The organism is Thermostichus sp. MS-CIW-15, from assembly GCF_054060575.1.
On sequence record NZ_JBSSDI010000017.1, the window covers coordinates 36,659 to 54,919 of the forward strand.

At 61.4% G+C, this 18,261-nt stretch carries 18 protein-coding genes; 9 read left to right on the forward strand and 9 right to left on the reverse strand.

Annotation, left to right across the window (positions count from 1 at the left end; all coding sequences use genetic code 11):
• Positions 1-11: 11 nt before the first annotated feature.
• Entirely contained in the window at positions 12-869 is an 858-nt protein-coding gene (locus ACVW0R_RS07985) for a vitamin K epoxide reductase family protein (protein ID WP_011431403.1), read from the forward strand.
• A gap of 287 nt (positions 870-1,156) precedes the next feature.
• On the opposite strand, the gene ACVW0R_RS07990 is transcribed toward ACVW0R_RS07985, so the two are convergent.
• The 4 genes from ACVW0R_RS07990 to ACVW0R_RS08005 all read right to left on the reverse strand — a co-directional run bounded on the left by ACVW0R_RS07990 (position 1,157) and on the right by ACVW0R_RS08005 (position 5,749).
• Complete coding sequence (locus ACVW0R_RS07990) at positions 1,157-2,179, reverse strand: diguanylate cyclase (protein ID WP_457501901.1); 1,023 nt, start codon at positions 2,177-2,179, stop codon at positions 1,157-1,159.
• A gap of 138 nt (positions 2,180-2,317) precedes the next feature.
• A complete protein-coding gene (gene btpA, locus ACVW0R_RS07995; protein WP_011431405.1) occupies positions 2,318-3,205 on the reverse strand; it encodes a photosystem I biogenesis protein BtpA in 888 nt (295 codons plus the stop codon).
• A gap of 12 nt (positions 3,206-3,217) precedes the next feature.
• The gene (locus tag ACVW0R_RS08000) at positions 3,218-4,348 is read right to left on the reverse strand and encodes a quinone-dependent dihydroorotate dehydrogenase (RefSeq protein ID WP_011431406.1); all 1,131 of its coding nucleotides are present in this window, start codon (positions 4,346-4,348) and stop codon (positions 3,218-3,220) included.
• Positions 4,349-4,495: 147 nt separating this feature from the next.
• On the reverse strand, positions 4,496-5,749 hold the full coding sequence (locus ACVW0R_RS08005; RefSeq protein WP_457501902.1) for an ABC transporter substrate-binding protein: 1,254 nt from the start codon (positions 5,747-5,749) through the stop codon (positions 4,496-4,498).
• Positions 5,750-5,990: 241 nt separating this feature from the next.
• On the opposite strand from ACVW0R_RS08005, the gene ACVW0R_RS08010 reads away from it, so the two are divergent.
• Both ACVW0R_RS08010 and ACVW0R_RS08015 read left to right on the forward strand, forming a co-directional pair.
• Positions 5,991-6,809, forward strand: a complete 819-nt coding sequence (locus ACVW0R_RS08010) for an ABC transporter ATP-binding protein (RefSeq protein WP_457501903.1) — start codon at positions 5,991-5,993, stop codon at positions 6,807-6,809.
• Positions 6,806-7,513 carry an ABC transporter ATP-binding protein gene (locus ACVW0R_RS08015; protein WP_099887316.1) on the forward strand — a complete coding sequence of 236 codons (708 nt, stop codon included), beginning with the start codon at positions 6,806-6,808 and terminating at the stop codon, positions 7,511-7,513. Before ACVW0R_RS08010 ends, ACVW0R_RS08015 begins: the two co-directional genes overlap by 4 nt.
• A 26-nt stretch (positions 7,514-7,539) precedes the next feature.
• On the opposite strand, the gene recN is transcribed toward ACVW0R_RS08015, so the two are convergent.
• Both recN and ACVW0R_RS08025 read right to left on the reverse strand, forming a co-directional pair.
• Positions 7,540-9,246, reverse strand: coding sequence for a DNA repair protein RecN (gene recN / locus ACVW0R_RS08020; protein WP_099812745.1), 1,707 nt, complete (start codon positions 9,244-9,246; stop codon positions 7,540-7,542).
• Positions 9,247-9,318: 72 nt separating this feature from the next.
• Positions 9,319-9,633, reverse strand: a complete 315-nt coding sequence (locus tag ACVW0R_RS08025; protein WP_011431411.1) for a hypothetical protein — start codon at positions 9,631-9,633, stop codon at positions 9,319-9,321.
• A gap of 111 nt (positions 9,634-9,744) precedes the next feature.
• Here ACVW0R_RS08025 and ACVW0R_RS08030 point away from each other — a divergent pair, with 111 nt between their 5' ends.
• Positions 9,745-10,371, forward strand: coding sequence for a pseudouridine synthase (locus ACVW0R_RS08030; RefSeq protein WP_099812744.1), 627 nt, complete (start codon positions 9,745-9,747; stop codon positions 10,369-10,371).
• On the opposite strand, the gene hisB is transcribed toward ACVW0R_RS08030, so the two are convergent.
• Positions 10,354-10,974 (reverse strand): imidazoleglycerol-phosphate dehydratase HisB, encoded by a 621-nt coding sequence (gene hisB, locus ACVW0R_RS08035; RefSeq protein WP_457501904.1) that lies wholly within the window; start codon positions 10,972-10,974, stop codon positions 10,354-10,356. The two genes, ACVW0R_RS08030 and hisB, sit on opposite strands and share 18 nt — an antisense overlap.
• Positions 10,975-11,060: 86 nt before the next feature.
• Between hisB and ACVW0R_RS08040 the strand changes: the two genes are divergently transcribed.
• The 4 genes from ACVW0R_RS08040 to ACVW0R_RS08055 all read left to right on the forward strand — a co-directional run bounded on the left by ACVW0R_RS08040 (position 11,061) and on the right by ACVW0R_RS08055 (position 15,773).
• Entirely contained in the window at positions 11,061-12,620 is a 1,560-nt protein-coding gene (locus ACVW0R_RS08040; protein ID WP_457501905.1) for a RecQ family ATP-dependent DNA helicase, read from the forward strand.
• Positions 12,621-12,728: 108 nt separating this feature from the next.
• Complete coding sequence (locus ACVW0R_RS08045; RefSeq protein ID WP_457501906.1) at positions 12,729-14,504, forward strand: glycoside hydrolase family 3 N-terminal domain-containing protein; 1,776 nt, start codon at positions 12,729-12,731, stop codon at positions 14,502-14,504.
• A gap of 264 nt (positions 14,505-14,768) precedes the next feature.
• A complete protein-coding gene (locus tag ACVW0R_RS08050) occupies positions 14,769-15,086 on the forward strand; it encodes a c-type cytochrome (protein ID WP_011431416.1) in 318 nt (105 codons plus the stop codon).
• A 9-nt stretch (positions 15,087-15,095) separates the two neighbouring features.
• Entirely contained in the window at positions 15,096-15,773 is a 678-nt protein-coding gene (locus ACVW0R_RS08055) for a diacylglycerol/polyprenol kinase family protein (RefSeq protein WP_011431417.1), read from the forward strand.
• A 43-nt stretch (positions 15,774-15,816) separates the two neighbouring features.
• Here ACVW0R_RS08055 and ACVW0R_RS08060 read toward each other — a convergent pair whose 3' ends face one another.
• Both ACVW0R_RS08060 and ACVW0R_RS08065 read right to left on the reverse strand, forming a co-directional pair.
• Entirely contained in the window at positions 15,817-16,176 is a 360-nt protein-coding gene (locus ACVW0R_RS08060; RefSeq protein ID WP_011431418.1) for a hypothetical protein, read from the reverse strand.
• A gap of 332 nt (positions 16,177-16,508) precedes the next feature.
• Entirely contained in the window at positions 16,509-16,769 is a 261-nt protein-coding gene (locus ACVW0R_RS08065) for a helix-turn-helix domain-containing protein (RefSeq protein WP_041438621.1), read from the reverse strand.
• A 347-nt stretch (positions 16,770-17,116) separates the two neighbouring features.
• Between ACVW0R_RS08065 and ACVW0R_RS08070 the strand changes: the two genes are divergently transcribed.
• On the forward strand, positions 17,117-18,226 hold the full coding sequence (locus tag ACVW0R_RS08070) for an RpoD/SigA family RNA polymerase sigma factor (RefSeq protein WP_240527797.1): 1,110 nt from the start codon (positions 17,117-17,119) through the stop codon (positions 18,224-18,226).
• Positions 18,227-18,261 lie beyond the last annotated feature (35 nt).

Here is an 18,261-nt window from a genome sequence, read left to right on the forward strand (position 1 = left end):
CTGAACCCCCCATGGCCTCTTATCTCAAACTCAAAGCCCAAGAAGAGACCTGGCTACAGCGCCATGCTCGCCCGATCTTGGCAACCTTGGCGGGCTTGGGATCCCTGTTGACGGCCTACCTTACCTACACCAAGCTGACCGATCAACCTGCCGCTTTCTGCACAGGAGATGGGGGGTGTGACCTGGTGCTCTCCAGCCGTTGGGCAGAGTTTTTGGGGATCCCGACGGCAACAGTTGGCCTACTGGGGTTTCTGGCCGTTTTGGCCTTGGCGGTTTTGCCGGATGGCATCCCGCTGGTGAAGCGGTGGCGCTGGCCGGCCCTGTTTGGCCTGGTTTCCGCCATGACCGCCTTCGAGATGTACATGCTTTACCTGATGGTGGCGGTGCTGCGGCAGTTTTGTCTGTATTGCACCACCGCCATAGTCTTGGTGGCGGGGCTGTGGGCGGTAACCCTGCTGGGCCACCGCTGGCTGGATTGGGGCAAGCTGGCCTTCAGCTATATTCTCGTAAGCTTTCTCACCTTGGTGGCCACCATTGGGGTGTATGCCAACCAAGTTCCCCCACCCAGCCCCCTGGCGGCAGGGTTGGCGGCCCACCTGCGGCAGATCGGCGGCACCATGTACGGGGCCTATTGGTGCCCCCATTGTCAGGAGCAGAAGGAGCTGTTTGGGTCGGCTTTTGAACAGGTGCCCTACGTGGAATGCTCCCCCAACGGCCCCGGTACGCCCCAAGCCCAAGAATGCACAGAAGCGGGGATCACCAGCTATCCCACCTGGATTATTAACGGCCGCACCTACGTGGGGCTGCGCTCGCTGGAAGCCTTGGCGGCAGCTTCTGGCTACTCCTTTGAGCCCGGCGAAGGACAGTAGTTCTGATACATTTACGCTGAACACTGCTGAACATCACTGTTCAACTATGCAGCGATAGCATTCTGCTTGTTTCCATTCGCGTTAGCGGGACGGAGTCCAACCAGAATGGCGGTATCCCGCAAAGCTTTGAGTAGAATACCCAAAGCGCAGTTTCCGTGTCGTCTTACTACCAATTTTCTGCTTTGCTTTGGCTACCATGTTGGCAGACTCGAAAGTAAACAGAAAGATCAACTGGTAGTAATCCGTACTGAACATATTATACATTATTTTCAGTATAGTTGAGCCTATTATTGACTAGAGTCATGCTCCGGCGGCGGTGGCAAGAAAAGATGTACGCGGTTGCGCCCCGCCTGCTTGGCCTGGTAGAGGGCCTCATCTGCCTTCTGGAGAGCGGCCTCAGGTGCTAGGGGGCCATCTTCGCTGAGGACGATCCCGCCAATGCTGATGGTGACAGGCAGGCTGCGCTGGGGCGCAACCTCAATTGGCCGGCTGGCGATGACCCGGCGCAGAGACTCGGCGTAGCGGTGGCAGCGGGCGGGGTTGAGCCCAGGGGTGACGCAGACAAATTCTTCGCCGCCGTAGCGGTAGAGCAGGCTGGAGGGGCGCAGTTGATTGTGCAGCCGCCCAACGATGGCCTGCAACACGCAGTCGCCGATATAGTGGCCGTAGGTGTCGTTAACCTGCTTGAAGTAATCCACATCCATCATCAGCAGGCAGAGATAGCGATAGCGGGCTTGCTCACGCGGCCCCACCTGTTTGAGCAAATGTGGCAACGCCTGGTCGAGGGCGCGGCGGTTCAAGGCACCGGTCAAGGGATCCGTCAAAGACAGAGACTCCAACAGCTCGTTGCGGGCCCGCAGTTGCCGGTTGGCCTGAGCCAAAGCTTGGGTAAGCCGCTGCAGGCGCAGCCCCGCCCGCACCCGTGCCCGCAGCTCCTCAGGATCGATCGGCTTGGCGATAAACTCATCTGCCCCTGCATCCAGTCCCTGCACCCGATCCTCAACTTCGGAGCGGGCGGTGAGCAAGATGAAATAGATGAACTGTCCGGCGGGCAAGTTTTTTAGACGGCGACACAACTCCACTCCAGACAAACCCGGCATGACCCAGTCGCAGATGATCAAATCCGGCCATTCGCTTTCATCCAGGGTCTGCAGGTGCTCCCAGGCCAACTGGCCGCTTTCCCAGCTTTCCACCCGGTAGTTGGAGCTTTTGAGGACTTCGCCGATGTAACGACGGTTCACCGGGTCATCGTCGATGACCCAAATGCAGGGAACCTGAGCCGGCACCTGGCTCCACGAAACTTCCTCCAAGGGCAAGGACTCCGCCCCGCCAACGCGAGCAGAAGGCAGTCTGGAGGAAGACCCCCAGCCTTCGAGTTCAGCTGACAACATCAAAAGAAAGCTAGAAAGCTCTGATACGGTGAATAATGCCGATCCTATCCCCAAAGGCTAGCTGCAGCTAGAGCTGGGAGTGGCCAGGCAAGCCGGATTGGTGGGCCGTTCGCCCAGGCCAAGGTGCAACGCTTCCACAAACTGTCGCACCCGGATTGGGTCGATGAGGGGAAAGGGATCCGCATAGCCCGCTGGCATGCCGGCGGAACGGGCCGGCCGTTTCAAAGAACTGGCCACAATCACGCCATCCGCGTGGCGGATGAGGTTGCCGATGTTTTCGGCGGTGGCTCCTGAGCCAATCAACAGAGGTACCTGAGGGGCGACTTGGCGGGCCAGCTTCAGATCTTTCAGAAGAGGCGGCTTTCCGGTGGCCCAGCCAGAGAGAACGATGGCATCGGCCAGGCCGCGCTCCACCGTGTCGGCGATGGCCGCCTCCAGGCTGATGGGACTCAGGGGCTGGGCGTGCTTCACCAGCACATCGGCAAAGATCTTGATGTCGGCCCCCAGCTCGCGGCGGTAGCGCAGCAGGCGGTGGGCATTTCCCTCGATGATGCCCTGGTCGGTCACCATCGCCCCGCAGAGGACATTGACCCGGATAAACTGGGCCCCCACACAGGCGGCAATGGCTAGGGCGCTGTAGCCATCGTTGCGCAAGACGTTGATCCCGATGGGCAGGGAAACCAGCATCTTGATCCGCTGCACCACCACGGTCATGGCGCTCACCACCGCCGCATCCACCCGCTCCTTGGCAAAGGGGGCATCGTAAAAGTTCTCGACGAGGATCCCGTCCACGCCTCCTGCCGCCAGGGCGGTAGCGGCCTGTTCTGCCTGCGCGATCACCCACTCCAAGTCCCCTCCCCAACGGGGCGAGGTGGGCAGCGGCAACAGATGAACCACCCCAATAACCGGATGGGGGGTTTTGAAAAGATGTTGCAGCAGAGTCACCGGCAAGTTCCCTCAGGGATCCATAACAATCTTACGCCCGGATTGGATCCCTGTCGGCATTCTCTCCGGGGAGGAAGGGGCGGGATTCCTGGCAGCGGCCAGGCCGCGCAACAGGCGGGGAACTAGGCTTGGCCCTTCATAGACCCAGCCTGTATAGACCTGGAGCAGGCTGGCCCCGGCCTCCAGTTTCTCCATGGCATCGGCCAGGGTGAAGATGCCCCCCACTCCAATAATCGGCAATTGCCCCTGAGTGGCCTGGTGAATGTAGCGGATCACCTGGGTGGAGCGCTGCCGCAGGGGGGCGCCGCTGATGCCGCCGGCTGCCGCGGCAAGGGGCCCCAGCCCTGGCAGGAAGCGGGTTTTCAGGTTGTCGCGGCGCAGGGTAGTGTTGGTGGCTACAAGCCCCGCCAGTCTGTAGGCTTGGGCCAGCTCCAGGATGGCGTCAATTTCTGGCCAATCTAGGTCAGGGGCAATCTTCACCAAAAGGGGCTTCTGTCCGCGATTTTCCCCCTGCAACGTCGCCAGGATGGGCGCCAACTGCTCGGCAGCCTGCAGGGATCGCAATCCCGCTGTGTTGGGGGAGCTGACGTTGACCACAAAATAGTCTCCTAGCTCCCGCAACAGACGAAAGCTGGCCAGGTAGTCAGCCGCCGCCTCCTCCAGGGGGGTGGCCTTCCCTTTGCCCAGGTTGATGCCGATGGGAATGGGACGTTGGCGCAGCCGGCGCAGCCGTTCGGCCAGAGCTGCCGCCCCCTGGTTGTTGAAGCCCATGTGGTTGAGAGCAGCCCGATCCTGGGGCAACTGGAACAGGCGCGGCTTGGGGTTGCCCGGCTGAGGCCCAGGAGTGACGGTGCCCACCTCCACAAAGCCAAAGCCCAAACTGGGCCAGACGCCCACAGCTAGGCCATCCTTGTCAAAGCCTGCGGCCAGGCCAATGGGATTGGGGAAGGTGAGGCCCCAGAGCCGTACTTCCAGCCGCGGATCCCGATAGCAGAACAGGCGCTCCAAAAGAGCCAGGATCCCGGTGGCCTGGGTGGCGTCCAGCCACTCCAAGGCGCGCAAGAGCCCCACCTTAACCGTTTCCGGGTCAGCCCTCAGGCCCGAAAAAATCAAGGGCCGCAGCACATCTCGGTACAGGTTCACAGCAAAGACTCGCTCCCAAGCTGTCACCCCTCTTGTTGATCTTCCCCAAAAAACAGGGGCCTGCAAAAGTCTCCTCTGCAGGCCCCCGCTTTTGAGCTTAGGCGGGAACTGGCCCGGCCAAGCCGAGCACCACCGGCCTAAAGACTCTTAGCCTTCCGGCTCAAACACTTTCAAGTCGACGATCTGCCCGCCCTTGAAGGTCCAGTGGGCAAAGGTTCCGGCCACGTCTCCGTTCTCGTCGAAGTTCAGCGAGCCGGAAGCGCCAGTGTAGTCAATGTCCTCCCCTTTCTTGAGTAGCTCCACTGCCTTGGCCCACTCTCCTGGCAGGATCTCGGTGCCGGGGGGATTGGCCACTTGCCGCAGAGCATCGCGGATGGCGGTGCCGTCGGCGCTGCCGGCCTTTTGAATGGCCAGAGCCAAGACAAAAGCGGCATCGTAGGCCGTGTCGATGTAGGGGGTGGGGGGCAGCTCCCCGTAGGCAGCTTTGTAGGCTTCAGCAAAGATTTGGTAGGCTTTGCTGTCGGTCAGAGCCTGGGGCGAGGTGCCGATGGATCCCTCTAGCTTGTCCGCCCCCACCTGGGTGGCCAGATCGGGAGAGCGCATGCCATCTGTGAAGACAAAGCGGTCAAATAGCCCCCCTTCCAAAGCCTGCCGCAGGATGATCGCGCCGTTTTCGGGATACCCGATCAGCACCAGCGCCTGGGGATCCCCTTCCTTGAGCTGATCCAGCTCGCCGCGGTAGGAGGCTTGGCCGGGTTCGTAGGGAACCGACTTGGTAATGGTGCCGCCCCGCTTTTCAAAGGCGGCCTTGAAGCTGTCGGCCAGCCCCTTGCCGTAGTCGTTATTGATGTAGATGATGGCCAGGCGCTCCAGGTTTTCTTCGCGGGTAATTTGCGCCAGGGCTACCCCTTGGAAGGCATCGGAGGGAACGGTGCGGAACAAGAAACCATTGTCGTCCAGGGTGGTGATGGTGGGAGCGGTGGAAGCTGGCGAAATTTGCGGAATCTTGCTGGGAACCGTGACTGTCGTGGCCACCGGAATGGTAACGCCACTGCCCAAAGCGCCAACAATGGCGGCCACCTTCTCCACGTTCACTAGCCGCTTGGCCGCATCAATAGCCGGCTGGGCTGAGGTTTGGTCATCCGCCTCCACCACTTGGATTGGGGATCCGAGGACGCCGCCAGCGGCGTTAATCTGATCCAGAGCCAGCTTGATGCCCTTGAGGCAGTTTTCCCCATAGGCCTGCAGGTCGCCCGTCAAAGACAGCAGCGCTCCTATCTTGATCGGGGCTTTGGCTGCTTGCTGAGCTGTGCTTGGCAGCAGGGTGGTGGCCAGTGCTGCTGCTGTCAGGGCTGCCGCCGTCGCGAAGGCCCGCCGGGTCAGTTTGTGCATGGGAGACATAACCAAGAACCTCCAATGAGCTCCAATGAGGGAATAAAACTGCAATTCTCAAAGGTCGATGGTATAGAAGTAGACGTTAGCCCACCTCAAAGGGTTCCCTCCAAGAGCCAACCCAACCCCTGCCAGGGGGCTTCTTGGCAAGCCTATCGGCGAGTTTGGTTAAATAAGCTTCTTTACCCTACGACGAAAGCTCATAAAATAGTGAATCTACTAGGGAATGGAGCTTTCCCAGGGTAGCGGTGTGATCGTTATTGACAACATCTCCAAACAGTTTGGCGGCGTCAATGCCCTAGATCACTGTTCCTTCCGCATCGAAGCTGGTCGGATCACGGGCTTGATTGGTCCCAACGGGGCGGGGAAAACAACTCTTTTCAACATCATTGCCGGTTTTATTCGGCCCAATAGCGGACGCATCTGGCTAGATGGGGAAGACGTCACGGGCTTGCCTCCCCACCAGTTGTTTCAACGTGGGCTGGTGCGCACCTTCCAGATCCCGCGGGAGTTTGGCCGCATGACCGTTCTGGAAAACTTAATGGTTGTTCCTCCCCATCAGGCTGGAGAAAACCTATTTAACGCCTGGTTCCGCTGGCAGCGAGTACAGCGGCAGGAGCGCCAGCTTCAGGCTCGGGCTGAAGAAGTTTTGGAACGGCTCAACCTCATCCACCTGCGCGATCAACTGGCGGTCAACCTTTCCGGCGGGCAAAAGAAGCTGCTGGAGCTGGGACGTACCCTAATGGCGGACGCGCGGGTCATCCTCTTGGACGAGCCGGGGGCTGGGGTCAACCGCACTTTGCTGGCAGACCTAATCCGCTTTATCGAGTACCTTAACCGCGAGCGCGGCTGCACCTTCTGCATCATCGAACACGATTTGGATCTGGTGACCCGCCTCTGCCACCACGTGGTGGTCATGGCGGGGGGGAGGGTGCTGACTCAGGGATCCATGCAGGAGATCAAGCAAAACCCAGCCGTGCGGGAGGCCTATTTGGGATCCATCGCTTTAGCAGATGCCCTCAGCTCGGAACCGGCCTCCACCCTCTCGCCGGAGGGATCCCCGCCATGACCCCCTTGCTCGAGATTCAAGATCTCTATAGCGGCTACCGCGGCGTGGACATCCTCAAAGGGATCCGCCTCAAGGTCACTCCAGGCCAAATTGTAGTGATCATCGGCCCCAACGGGGCGGGCAAATCGACAGTGCTCAAGTCTCTTTTTGGATTGGCCACCGTCCGCTCGGGCCGAGTGCTGTTCCAAGGTTCTGACATCACGCATCTTGCTGCCGAGCAACTGGTGCGGCGGGGGATCGGCTTTGTGCCTCAGACCAACAATGTCTTTCCCTCCCTCACCGTCGAGGAAAACCTGGAGATGGGAGCCTTTATCCGGCGCGACGACTACACTGCCCAACGGGAGCGGGTTTACGAGCTGTTTCCGCCCCTGAAGGAGAAGCGAAAGCAAGCGGCGGGATCCCTCTCCGGCGGGCAGCGGCAGATGCTGGCCATGGGGCGGGCGCTGATGGCGGAGCCGCAGCTGTTGGTGTTGGACGAGCCGACAGCCGGCCTGTCGCCGCTGTATGTCGAGCAGACCTTTGCCCTCCTGCAGGAGATCAACCGCCGCGGCGTCAGCATCCTAATGGTCGAGCAAAATGCCAAGCAGGCCTTGGCTATAGCGGACTGGGGCTACGTCCTCTCCATGGGAGAAAACCGCTTTGAGGATACCGGCCCCAACCTATTGCACAACCCCGAGGTGTTGGAGCTATTTTTGGGCGGCTGAGGCCCTCACCCTCGGGGAGAGGGGAGCTAAGCAGAGCCGGCCAGTTGCAGTTGGCGCAGTTGGGCTGCCTGCTTGAGAAGGGCTTCCACAAAGCCCATTGCCTCCTGGGCGGAGTGGCCGGCAGCCAGTTGGGCCAATTCTTCCCGGCGCTCCCCTTCTCTCAGCGAATCCACCCGCACGCAGGTTCGCCCTTCTTGCACCACTTTGTAAACCCGCAGGTGGTGATCGGCTAGGGCGGCAACCAGGGGCTGGTGGGTAACGCAGAGAACTTGGTGGCTACGGGCAATCTGGTGCAGTTTGGCGGCGATGGCCTGCGCTACCTTGCCGGATACGCCAACGTCGATCTCGTCGAAGACCAGAGTAGCCACCGGATCGACGCGGCTGAACACCGCTTTTAAGGCCAGCAGAAAACGGCTCATCTCGCCGCCGGAGGCAATGTCGGCCAGCGGCTGCAGGGGCTCGCCGGGGTTGGGGCTAAACCAAAAGCTCACCTGATCCACCCCTTCGGCGGTGGGGGATCCGGCTTGGATCTGCACCTGGAACTGCACACCGCTCATCCCCAGGGGCCCAAGCTCCTCCACGAGAGCCTTTTCCAGTTGGTGGGCCGCCTGCTGCCGCAGATGCGAGAGCATCTGGCAGTGGCGCTCCAGCTCCTGGGCTGCCTGGTCTAGCCGCGCCTCTAGTTCCTCCAAGTCGGTGCTCTCGTCCCGCAGTTGGGCCAGCTCTGCCTTGAGCCGCTCCGCGTGGGCCATCACCTCGGCCAGGGTGGGGCCGTATTTGCGGCAGGCCTGTCGCAGTTGGGCTAGGCGCCGTTCAATTTTGCTTAGCCGACTGGGATCCGCCTCCAGGGTCTCGCCGTAGCGCAGCAGCTCCCGCCCCGCCTCCTCCACCTGAACGAGGGCGCTGCTGACCATCTCGACTAGGGGAGTTAGGTCGGGATCCCGCTGGGCCATGCTCTGCAGCAGACGCTCGGCTTGGGCCAGGAGATCGGCAATGGCCGGCGAGCCGCTGTCATTTTGGTAGAGCAGTTGGTGAGCGGCATAACTCTGCTGCTGCAGTTCCACGCGGTGGGCCAGGCGCTCCCGCTCCCGCTCCAATTTGGTCAGCTCGTCAGGATCCTCCAGGCGCAGGGCAGCCAGTTCTTGGGCTTGCAACTCTAGGAGATCTAGCCGCTGCAGCCGCAGGTGTTGGTTTTGCTGGCGGGAGGCTATCTCTGCTTTGAGCTGGCTCCAGGTTTGGTAGCAAGCTGCCACCTCTGAACGCAGGCGCAGCAGCTTTTCGCCGCCAAAGGCATCCAGCCAGCGGCGCTGGGTTTGGGGAGACTGGAGTTGGCTTGTCTGGCCCTGGGCGGTGATCTCCACCAGTTGGGAGCGCAGGCTGAGCATCTGAGCCTTGTTCACGAGCACCCCATTGACTCGCAGGCGGCTGCTGAGCTTGCCGTTGCGCATCACCAGCTCGCGGCTGCAGACCAGGCCTTCTTCCAAAGGTTCAATTTGCTCTTGCTCTAGCCAGGCCTCCAGCGCGGCCGTAGGCTGGAAAATGGCTTCCACCAAGCCCCGATCGCTGCCGCTGCGCAGAGCGCGAGCCGGTCCCCCGAGGGCGGCATCGAGGGCATCGAGAATGATAGATTTGCCCGCCCCTGTTTCTCCGGTGAGCACGTTCAGCCCCGCCCGAAAGGGAATCTCCAAGTACTCGATCAGGGCGAAGTTCTCGATCCGCAACAGGCGCAACATAGGGATCCCGTTGGCCTTCCTGTCTTAGGTTAGCCCACCTGCCGACTTAGGCGGAACGGGGGAAGAGCAGCTTCAAGGGGTGGCCTCCGGCGTCTCCTCTGTTCTAGCAGCGGTATCGGCAAGCGGCTCGGAGGTAGCGGCTGAGGCATTGGGTGTATTAGGCGCTACCTCTGCCTCCTGGAGAGAGGCGGAGGGTTCGAGCTCGGCTTTTGGCTCTGTGGCGGTGGGCTCGGGGGCAGCGGCAGCGGCTTGGGCAGCCTCTTTTTGCTGTTGCCGCTCGTAACGGCGTCGTTTGATCCCCTCATCCACCCACACGTACACCAGACTGAGAAGGGAGAGCCCCGCCGTTCCAATTAAAACCCAGAGTAGAGTGTTGTCTATCGTCATGAGTGAGATCCGTCAAACTCTGCCGCCAACGGAAAACGCCGCGCCCAAGGCTTGATCTTACCGTTGAAGCTGCTCTGCCCAATCTTAAAAGACGGGATCCACACTTTTGCCATGCGCTACCTCAAGTTTTACAAACCCTACGGCGTGCTCACCCAATTTACCGACCGGCAGGGGCGGCCAACCCTCAAGTCTTTCATCCCGGTGCCCAAGGTCTATCCGGTGGGGCGGTTGGATCGCGATAGCGAAGGTCTGCTTCTGCTCACCGACGATGGCCGCCTCAACGCCCGCCTGATCGATCCCAAGTTCGGCCACGAGCGCACCTACTGGGTGCAGGTGGAAGGGATCCCCACGCCCCAGGCCCTGCAGCAGTTGCAAGAGGGAGTGGTCATTCAGGGGCGAAAGACCCGGCCGGCTGAGGTTAGAGTGCTAGCCGAGGAGCCGGAGCTGCCGCCGCGGGATCCGCCCATCCGCTTTCGCCGCTCCATCCCCACCACCTGGCTGGAGCTGACGCTGCGGGAGGGTCGCAACCGCCAGGTGCGCCGCATGACCGCCGCTGTCGGCATTCCAACCTTGAGATTGGTGCGAGTGGGGCTGGGGCCCCTCTCGCTGCAGGGGCTGGCCCCTGGCCAGTGGCAGGATCTCAGCGAGGCGGAGTTGGCCCGCTTGCGGCACTACTGTTTTGGCCAGTCGCGCTGTCCCTTGCTCGGGCGGAGGTTAAGTCTACAGAACACCTTTTGAGCTGGGGATCCCATCTTGTCGGCGCGGATCCCGTTCTACGGCCATGCGCAGGGCGCGGGCAAAGGCCTTGAAACTGGCCTCGACGATGTGGTGGGCATTGAGACCAGCAACCTGGCGGATGTGCAGGGTAAGCTGGGCGTGGTTGGCCACCGCCTGGTAGAACTCGCGCACCAACTGGGTTTCGTAGCGGCCAATGCGTTCGACGGTCAGCTCCAGGCCGTAGCTGAGGTGGGGGCGCCCGGAAAAGTCCAGCACCACCTGCACCAAGGCCTCATCCAAAGGTGCCCAAAAGTGGCCAAAGCGGTAAATGCCGCGCCGATCCTGCAGCGCCTGGGCTAGGGCTTGTCCCAGCGCGATGCCCACATCTTCGTTGGTGTGGTGGTCGTCGATGTGCAGATCCCCCACCGCTTTGATCTGGAGGTCGATCAGCCCATGGGTGCTGAGCTGGGCCAGCATGTGGTCCAAGAAGGGGATCCCGGTGTCGATCTCATGCTGCCCTTTGCCGTCCAGGCTAAGGCGAACCTGCACATCCGTCTCTGCTGTGCGACGCTGAACAAAAGCCGTTCTGGGCTGGAGCGAGCACGTGGAGTTTAGGGCAGTCATGGGAAGGGTATCGAGGCAGCCAGGAAGTCCCAGCTCTAGAATCGCACAAGCCTGTCGCTCTCGACAGCTTCCCAGCCGCGGCGGAGATGGCCGCTTCCCTGCTGGCAAGGGGATCCCGGAAGCAAAAAGGTTGGCGGCAGCTCCTCACCCCCGACCTCCCTGGCCGGGCCTCTGCTGCAGGGCTCCCAATAGATGCTGTAGATTGCCCAGAGAGGTTGTTGAACAAGGGGGTGGCTTTGCAGGATTGGCAGCAGGTTCAATCTGCCCTCAAGCAGTACTGGGGCTACGAGGCGCTGCGCCCCCCTCAGGATCAGGTGATCCGCGCCTTGCTGGAGAAGCGGGATGCCCTAGTAGTGCTGCCAACGGGCTTCGGCAAGTCCCTGTGTTTTCAACTGCCGGCCTTGCTGCAGACAGGTCTGACCCTGGTGGTCTCGCCCCTGATTGCTTTGATGGAAGACCAAGTGCAGGATCTCTGGAGGCGCCGTCTGCCGGCAGCCTGTCTGCACAGCGAGCTGGATCCGGCTTTGCGCAAGCGGGTGTTGCGGGCTTTGGAAGGGAACCGGCTGCGCCTCCTGTATCTAGGGCCGGAAACCCTCTTTAGCCCGCCGGTCTGGAAGCGGCTGCAGCAGGTGTCCCTCAACGGCCTCATCGTCGACGAGGCGCATACCTTGGTGCACTGGGGGGGATCCTTCCGGCCCGACTACCGCCGTCTGGGATTGGTGCGCCCTGCCCTGGGCCAGCCTGCTTTTCCCATCGCCGCTTTTACTGCCACCGCCGATCCCGAAACCCTCAGCCGCCTGCGCCACATCCTCAAGCTGCGGGATCCGGAGTGCATTCGCGCCGATCCCCTGCGGGCCAATATCTCCCTCAATGTGGAGGTGGCCTGGAGCCCGGCGGATCGCCGTCGGCGTCTGCTGCGTTTTCTAGTCGAAAACCCCGGCTCGGGCCTGGTGTACGTGCGCACGCGGCGGGATGGGGAGGAGCTGGCCGAGTGGCTGGGCCGCCACCACCAAAAAACCGCTGCCTACCACGGCGGCCTAGAAGCAGGATCCCGCCGGCGCTTGGAACGGGCCTGGCTGGAGGGCGAGCTGCGCTTTTTGGTCTGTACCAACGCCTTCGGCATGGGCGTCAACAAGCCGGACGTGCGCTGGGTGCTGCACTTTCACCCGCCCCCCAATTTGATGGACTACCTGCAGGAGGTGGGGCGGGGTGGGCGGGATGGCGGCCCCTGCCGGGCCCTGATGTTGGTCTCGGAGCCGACGGGCCTGCTGGATCCCACCGATCGCCAGCGCCAAGCCTATTTCTATTCCCAGCAGGAGCGCCTGCTGGCCCAGGCGCGGCGTTTGCTGACAACTCTGCCCCCCCAGGGATCCTATGCCGACTTGCCCCCCGGGGAGACGCGGGTGGCCCTGGGCCTGCTGCAGGAGATGGGCTGTCTGCACTGGCCAGATCCCTTTCACTTCCAGGTGCTGCACCGCCACTGGCAGCCGCCGCCGCGGCAGGATCCCTGGCGGGGGATGGACGACCTCATCCACAGCCGCGGCTGTCGCTGGCAGGTGATCCTGCGGCATTTTGGCTACCCTGAGAACCAGCCCGGCCTGCCCTGCGGCACCTGCGATCGCTGCCGGGCTGCCCAAAGGCGTTGATGGGTGCTTGCCCAGCCTTGTGGCCAGCGATAGGATCCCCTCGCTGAAGACTTTCCTGGAGTGTCCATGGGTAGTTCTGGACCCCCGGTTGCAGCGCTTGAGCAGCCCTTGTCCCTGGCAAAGCAGGTGGCGCAACTGCTGGTGGTGCCGGTCTCGGCGCGTTTGGGATCCCAGGCTCCTCCCCGCGAGATCCTCAAGCGACTGATCCAAGAGGTGGGGATCGGGGGCCTCTGGATTACTGAGGGCCATGTAGCAGAGGCCCTGCTGCTGATCGAGGAGGCGCAGTCTTGGGCTGCCCTGCCCCTTTTGGTGGCAGCCGAGGCCAGTCGCGGCCTGGCCCTACAGGGGGCCACTTCTTTCCCCCACCCCCTGGGCCTGAGCCGCCTGGGATCCGAAGCCGAGCGCTGGGCGGAACAGTGGGGAAGGATCACGGCGCGGGAGGCGGCGGCCATCGGCATTAACTGGCTGCTGGGCCCGGTGGCGGAGCCCCTGGGGCAAGGCCCAGCAGAGCTGGCGCTGGCGGAGGAGCCGCACCTAGTTTTGCAACTGGCGCGCGCCTTTGTGCGCGGCTGTGAGCAGGCCGTCCCCGGCGGGATCCTGACCACAGCCAGATCCTTCCCCGGCCAGGATTGGGTAGAACCGCCCCAGGCAGGTGCGGCGCTGCGGCCAAAGCCAACCGATGTCCCCTGGTGTCCTCGCCTGAGCCTCAGCTTGGACAAGCTGCAAGCAGGACTCTGGCTGCCGTTCCGCGGTCTGGTGGACCAGGTAGGAGCCATCTCGGTTGCGCCAGTGGTGCTTCCCGAGTGGGACGAGCGCTGGCCGATCTCTTTTTTGCCGGGGCGGCTGACCCAACTGCTGCGCCAAGAGTGGGGGTTTAGTGGACTAATTGTGGCAGAGGGCCTCGATCAGGGCTTCTTGGACGAGCTGGCCGTTGGCGTCGGCTCCTCTCCCCACCTGCTGGCGGTGCGGGCCCTCCAGGCCGGCGCCGACCTCCTTTTGGCCCCTCCCGACCCAGTGGCGGCCGTCACAGCCATTGTGGAAGCTGTGCGGCAGGGATCCCTGGACGCCCAGGCCATTGCCCAATCGGTGACGCGGGTGCTGCGGGCCAAGCAGCGGCTTTTCCCCTCCGCCTCCGCCCTGCTCAAGCAAGTGTGGCCGGCCCTGGCGGAAACGGATTTCAGCCTGGTTCCCGGCTGGATGGGGGCTAAAGACCCCACCGACCCCGCCCTCTGCCGCGGCTTTTCCGACGAGCAACTGAAACCCCTGCTGTTGGGAGATCCCCTCGCCAAGGACTCACCTCTAGCCAAGCTGTTCGGCACACGTCCGCCTCTGCCCAGAGTCGCCCGGTTGGGATCCCTCTTGGCCGAGCAGGATATTGCTCCCTGTCAAGCTGCCATGGCCCGCGGCGGCGTGACAGGCGGCCAGGCTTTGCCCCTGCCCGCTCCCCCCGGCAGTTGGAACTGGATCTGGCAAGATCTCGCCCCTGGCGCTGAGACAGCAGGGCTATCGGCGGCCTCTCCCGCCCTCAGCATTCCCGCCGGCCTCGGCTTCTCTCCTTTGCTCAGCCATCCTCTCACCCCTTTGAGCTTGCTGGAGACGGCCCTGGGCAGCGCCGGCCAACTGATCTTCCAGGCCTTTGTCGAGGAGCCTTTGCCCAACTATGTGCTGGATTGGCTGCAACAACAACGAGAGCGGGTGGCAGCCGTCGTCGTTTATGGTAACTTATCCTTCTACCGACGCCTGCAGGCGCACTTTCAGTGGGCCAACGCCATCCACAGCCTCAATCCTGATCCCTGGGCCCAGGCAGAAGCTATGCAGCGTCTGTTTCCCCACCGGCTCATCCCGGAGAAACCCGAGCCTCAGCCAGCATCGACAAATAATTAAGAAAAAGTAAATACCATTGCAGATTGTTGGCAGAAAGGGGCCCCTGAGCTATCGTATTGATGGAAATGTAAACTATTGAAACGGTTTCTCTCAGGGTTGTCTGTGCCTTCCTTCCTCTCAGACATCGCTGGATCGGGCAGTTCTCGCCCCTCTGGTGACGGTGAGTGTGAGCTTGAGCGAACCTCCCCGCAGCGTCCGCAACCGTTCCTCCACTCTTTGCAAGCGCTGCTGTCAGGGCGCTGGGCGACAAAGCTTGGACTGGGCTTGGCTGTTGTGGGTCTGGCAATCCTCACCTGGATTTGGCTGGCTGCAGGAGCTGGGCTGGATCCTTACACTAAAGCCGTCCTCAGCCTAGAGGGTCAGCCCAGCCATGGTGCTTCGTTGTTTGCCCTCAACTGTGCCGCCTGTCATGGAGAAGAAGCCGATGGCCGAGTTGGCCCCAGCCTGCGGGGAGTTAGCAACCGCCGCTCCGACCGGTTTATCATTCATCAGGTAACCAGTGGCAAAACTCCGCCTATGCCCCAGTTTCAGCCGGATCCCCAGGAGATGGCAGATTTGCTCAGCTACTTGAAAACCCTCTGAGGCCAGCTCATGGGCCTGACCCAGCAGCTTGCTTGCTACGCTCTCTGGCTGGCCTCCGTATTTGCCTTTGCGGAATGGCTGCGCTCCCGACAGGTGGATGGGGAATGGGTGCGCAAAGTCGTCCATATCGGTGTGGGCAATATCATTCTGCTGGCCTGGGCCTTGCAGGTGCCCCGCTGGCTTGGGGTGGGGTTTTCCTTGGTGTTTGCCGGCCTGGCGCTGCTCTCCTACCGGGTGGCTATTTTGCCTAGCTTGAATGGGGTCGGGCGGCGTAGCTTCGGCACTTTCTTCTATGCTGTCAGCATTGGCCTGTTGCTGTATTGGTTTTGGCTGCCGCAGCGACAGGTATTCGCGGTGATTGGCATTTTGGTGATGACCTGGGCCGATGCGCTGGCGGGCTTGGTGGGCAAAACTTGGGGCAAGCACCTCTATCAACTGGGATCCCTTCAAAAAAGTTGGGAGGGATCCCTGACCATGTGGGCAGTGAGCAGCTTGGTGATTGCGGCGCTGCTGCTGGGGTACTTCGGCTTTTCTCCCTCCTTGCTCGCCATCAGCCTCTTGGTGGGAGGCCTGGCCATGGGCCTAGAGGTCTTCTCTTGGTGGGGGCTGGATAACCTGACCGTGCCTTTGGCCAGCGCCGGGCTCTGCTTTGCCCTGCTGCAGCTTCTGGACGAACTGTACCTGTAGCGGAGTTGCTACTACTGTGACGGGTTTGGCGCGGAAGCGACTTCTAGGCCCCGCGGCGTTCTTGTTCTCGCTCTTCTTGTTGCTGCCACTGCCTGATCAGCTCTTTCGCTGCCTGGGGGGTAAAGTAGTCCAGCTCCATCAGCTTGCGATAGGTGAGGAGCTGCCGCATCTCCAGGGGCATGTCTGCCTTCCGGTAAAAGTAGTGGATGCGGCTGATGTTTTGCTCCATCTCGGCGAACTCCTGCTCCCGCTGCATTTGCCTTTCCTGCTTGAGCACCTTGTGGGGAGCAGACATGCGATTCGGGATCCGCTGCGCGCTGGTGGCTTTGCTGGCGAGAACCCGATGGGCTCCGCTTTGCCGACTGTTGGCGCCGTTGAAACGGCTGAAAAAGAAAGAGAGCATCCGTCAACCTCACACAGGCAGAGAAAAGAGGGTCGTCTTACACTAACTTCACAATATCAAGCTTAGATAAAGCTGTGAAGCCGCCAGTGATCTGGATCCCTTTTGGGAAAGCCCGTACCTTTCACAGGGCAAGGAGTGTATCTCTCCTGTCCCTTAGGAGAGTTGAGGCAGAGACAAGGCTTGGCTTGGGCAGGCAGACTTATAGAGGATGTTATCAGTATTTACACGTATGCTTGGACGAAGATAGGGTCAAAGCGCAAAATTATTTGCGGGCTTTCACGCACAATGACAGGAATCTTGAATAACTGTTACATGGTGCTTGCCCGGAGGCGCTACAGGTGAGATTCGTCGCCGCTCAGCAGCCAGGTAACCGAGACACCCAGCGCCTTGGCAAAAGCCACCAGCTCTTTGTCGATGACGCGCCGTTTGCCCTTTTCCACCTGGCCGATCTTGACGTAGTCCAACTGCACGCCGTACTTAGCCAGGCGACCCGCCAGTTGATCTTGGGTCAGTTGCAGCTTCTCCCTTACCCAGCGCACCCGCTCTCCGATCAAGTTGGCCGATGGAGGGTGCTGGTTGAGGTTAGACTCCATAGGAGCAAGAGATTGTGAATATTCTTTTCCAGACTGAGGAAGCCGATGGCTCCCGCGGCGCCCCATGGTAGCCTATGCTGGCAAGGCTACCCCTCCTCTTCCACTTTATAGAACCTGTGGGAGCCTGCTCGACAGCAGGCGAGCTAGCTGTCTCCTGAATATCTTACACAAGGTCTAGATCGAAAATCGCTTATGGATGTTTTCGCGCAGGATGCGCTGCCGGCGAGAACTTGGCAGATGGGATCCCTGCCACTCCCGCACCCAGCCGGAAAAATTTCCGGGCAAAAAAGAGGGCCATGATCGATTTTCGCTCGCGCCAGGGGGAGAAACTTTTCTAGACTAGTGAGGTGACGTTTTCTCCTCACTTGGCCGTGGTTTTCTCTCGTCCTCATCCTGAAAACATTGCCTCGTCCCGCCAGGAGCTCGACGATCTCTGGCTTGAGGCCGAGTCTGCCTCTCAGGATCCGGCTGCAGAGGCCGACCTAGAGCCGGGCGCCAGCGGGTTGCGGCTGAATGAAGACGCCGTCGATCACTACTTGAATACAATTGGTCGGGTGCCCCGCATCGATCACGCGGAGGAGATCGAGCTGTCGCGCAAAATTCAGCAGAAGCTGCTCATCGATCAGGCCCGCAGGGAATGGCGGCAACAGCGGGGGCAGGATCCCAGCGATGAGGAACTGGCAGCAGCCCTGCAGATTCCTGTGTCTACCCTGCGCTCCCGCATCCGCCAAGGGGAACAGGCTCAGCGCAAGCTAATCAACGCCAACCTGCGCCTGGTGGTCAGTGTGGCCAAGAAGTACCTCAACCGGGGGGTGCCCTTTTTGGACTTGATCCAAGAGGGCAACATGGGTCTTATTCGGGCCACTGAGAAATTCAATGCCGAACGAGGTTTTCGCTTCAGCACCTATGCCCACTGGTGGATTCGCCAGGGCATTACCCGCTGCATTGCCAACCAAGCCCGGACGATTCGCCTGCCGGTGCATATGGTGGACAAAGTGCGTCTGCTCAAGCGCACCAACCGCGAGCTGATGAAAGCCCGAGGGCGACGGCCCACAGAAGCCGAACTGGCGGAGGCGCTGGGCATCAAGGTTAAGAAGTTGCGCATGATCCAGCAGGCTGCCGCTTTGCCCCTGTCGTTGGATGTGCCGGTTGGCCAGGAAGGGGAAAGCCGCCTGGGGGATTTGCTGCCGGATGAGCGGCAGGAGCAACCCTTTGAAGAGATCCTCGTGCAATCTCTGCGGCAAGATGTGCGTTCTGCCATGCAGGCCCTGAAGCCCATCGAGAGGCAGGTGCTGGAGCTGCGCTATGGGCTGGATGGGCAAAGGGCGAGAACTCTGCGAGAAGTCGGGGATCACTTTAACTTAACGCGGGAGCGGATTCGCCAGATCGAGCGGGATGCTCTGCGCAAGCTGCGCCTAGGCCATCCTTCGCGGGCTTTGGCCCAGTACATTCGCTAGCTTTTGCCGCAGCCTCCCGGGGTTCGGGCGGGGAT

Excerpts from the sequence above, each read along its gene's own strand:
- ACVW0R_RS07985 (WP_011431403.1), top strand. The coding sequence starts at position 12 with ATGGCCTCTTATCTCAAACTCAAAGCCCAAGAAGAGACCTGGCTACAG.
- ACVW0R_RS08005 (WP_457501902.1), bottom strand. The coding sequence starts at position 5,749 with ATGTCTCCCATGCACAAACTGACCCGGCGGGCCTTCGCGACGGCGGCA.
- ACVW0R_RS08015 (WP_099887316.1), top strand. The coding sequence starts at position 6,806 with ATGACCCCCTTGCTCGAGATTCAAGATCTCTATAGCGGCTACCGCGGC.
- recN (WP_099812745.1), bottom strand. The coding sequence starts at position 9,246 with ATGTTGCGCCTGTTGCGGATCGAGAACTTCGCCCTGATCGAGTACTTG.
- ACVW0R_RS08025 (WP_011431411.1), bottom strand. The coding sequence starts at position 9,633 with ATGACGATAGACAACACTCTACTCTGGGTTTTAATTGGAACGGCGGGG.
- ACVW0R_RS08030 (WP_099812744.1), top strand. The coding sequence starts at position 9,745 with ATGCGCTACCTCAAGTTTTACAAACCCTACGGCGTGCTCACCCAATTT.
- hisB (WP_457501904.1), bottom strand. The coding sequence starts at position 10,974 with ATGACTGCCCTAAACTCCACGTGCTCGCTCCAGCCCAGAACGGCTTTT.
- ACVW0R_RS08040 (WP_457501905.1), top strand. The coding sequence starts at position 11,061 with ATGGCCGCTTCCCTGCTGGCAAGGGGATCCCGGAAGCAAAAAGGTTGG.
- ACVW0R_RS08055 (WP_011431417.1), top strand. The coding sequence starts at position 15,096 with ATGGGCCTGACCCAGCAGCTTGCTTGCTACGCTCTCTGGCTGGCCTCC.
- ACVW0R_RS08060 (WP_011431418.1), bottom strand. The coding sequence starts at position 16,176 with ATGCTCTCTTTCTTTTTCAGCCGTTTCAACGGCGCCAACAGTCGGCAA.
- ACVW0R_RS08065 (WP_041438621.1), bottom strand. The coding sequence starts at position 16,769 with ATGGAGTCTAACCTCAACCAGCACCCTCCATCGGCCAACTTGATCGGA.